Source organism: Nitrospira sp. BLG_1, assembly GCF_047338595.1.
In the GTDB taxonomy this organism is placed as follows: Bacteria; Nitrospirota; Nitrospiria; order Nitrospirales; family Nitrospiraceae; genus Nitrospira_D.
The window spans coordinates 1-1,317 of the sequence record NZ_JBLFBO010000127.1; the positions used below are offsets into that span (position 1 = coordinate 1).

Annotated in this window: 2 protein-coding genes; both read left to right on the top strand. The window is 54.3% G+C overall.

All coding sequences use genetic code 11. The features are described from left to right. Positions 1-759 (top strand): hypothetical protein (locus ACMTNU_RS20660; RefSeq protein WP_413937172.1); only part of this gene is annotated, 759 nt, incomplete at its 5' end. Continuing rightward, the gene (locus ACMTNU_RS20665; protein WP_413937173.1) at positions 756-1,178 is read left to right on the top strand and encodes a hypothetical protein; all 423 of its coding nucleotides are present in this window, start codon (positions 756-758) and stop codon (positions 1,176-1,178) included. The genes ACMTNU_RS20660 and ACMTNU_RS20665, both read left to right, overlap by 4 nt. Positions 1,179-1,317: the final 139 nt, after the last annotated feature.

Genomic DNA, 1,317 nt, shown 5'->3' on the forward strand with positions numbered 1-1,317 from the left:
GACGCCTATATCCATGCCCTGTCTGCCGTGCAAGAGTATGGCGATGTGCGGTCTTCCGCTGTAAAGGGGTTTGAGGTCGGACCATACATCCGAGAGCATACCGATTTCTCAAAGATTCCGGTGGCAGCATGGAGTAGTTGGGGGTTAAACCCGCTTCCGCAAGCCGTCTACTATCCGACGAAGCGCAAGCTCTTGTTTGCCTTCTCGGCCAATCCGAATGTCATCTCCCAACAAGGGTATCCGGTCAATAAAGTGTTGATCGGGTTCGATATGCATCGCACGAATCGATCGATGGGTATCGTGGATATTCAGCCAACGGTGGAAACGCGCGATGAATATGAATCGCTCACGATTTACCGCGATCCGACGACAGCCGATCCAGTCCTCTTGGCCGGCGGATCGAATGGGTTTATCTACCGGCTCGATCAGTCGGCCAGGACGAAGGACGGTGCCGGGTATATGAGCCGTTTCGAGACGAAGGAGTTCTACCTATATCAAAACGGGATGCAAAACGCCAACATGCGTGAGCTGGAAATCTTCTTTGCACCGGGCAGCTCGAACAACAGCATTGTCATCAAGGTCTACCAGGACGGAACATTAGAGAACACGAAGACCTTGACGGATTCGGTCAGAAGGATGCGCCTGTACGGATCGTGCTATAAAATCAAGATTGTCGGGGAAAACGATACGAACAACAGTAGCTTTTCGGTGGCGAGCATATCGGTGCGGTTTATGGCTGGCAACATGAGGAAACTATGACGGGGTACGACCGCTATCGACGGCGCAAGCTCGCCTGGCTCGAACGGTGCGGACTCCGCGATCATGAGGAATGGCCGTTGTTCGGGGTGAAGAAGCATATTACCAAATCCGGACAAGTGTGGGTACTGCTCACGGCTCTGCCACCGCTGGACGGCCATAGGGATGGGTTACGTCGGTTGCTAGAAGAAATGCGACGCCTGGAACATCGGTTGGAAGCCGAAGGGATTTACGGATGGATTCAGTCGATTCGGAAAGGGAACCATCGGATGCGCCAGTGGAGCGAGATGATCGGGGCACGCTACTACAGCGATACTGAAGACGACTGGTATTTTGCCAAGCTGGCCGATGTCGCAGCATTGCCGAAAACCCTGAGGGAGCTAGTGGCGCGATATGGAGGGGATCACCATGGAGCAGCTTAAACGCATCACGCGCAACGGCTGTCAATTTCTTGTCCGTCTAGACGGCCAACTCTTTCCCGTCTTGACCGGTGGTGGCGATGGACCTGACGTGCCACCGCCCGATCCAGTCTTGACGCGGCAACAGCGAGAACTGAATGAT

Excerpts from the sequence above, each read along its gene's own strand:
- ACMTNU_RS20665 (WP_413937173.1), top strand. The coding sequence starts at position 756 with ATGACGGGGTACGACCGCTATCGACGGCGCAAGCTCGCCTGGCTCGAA.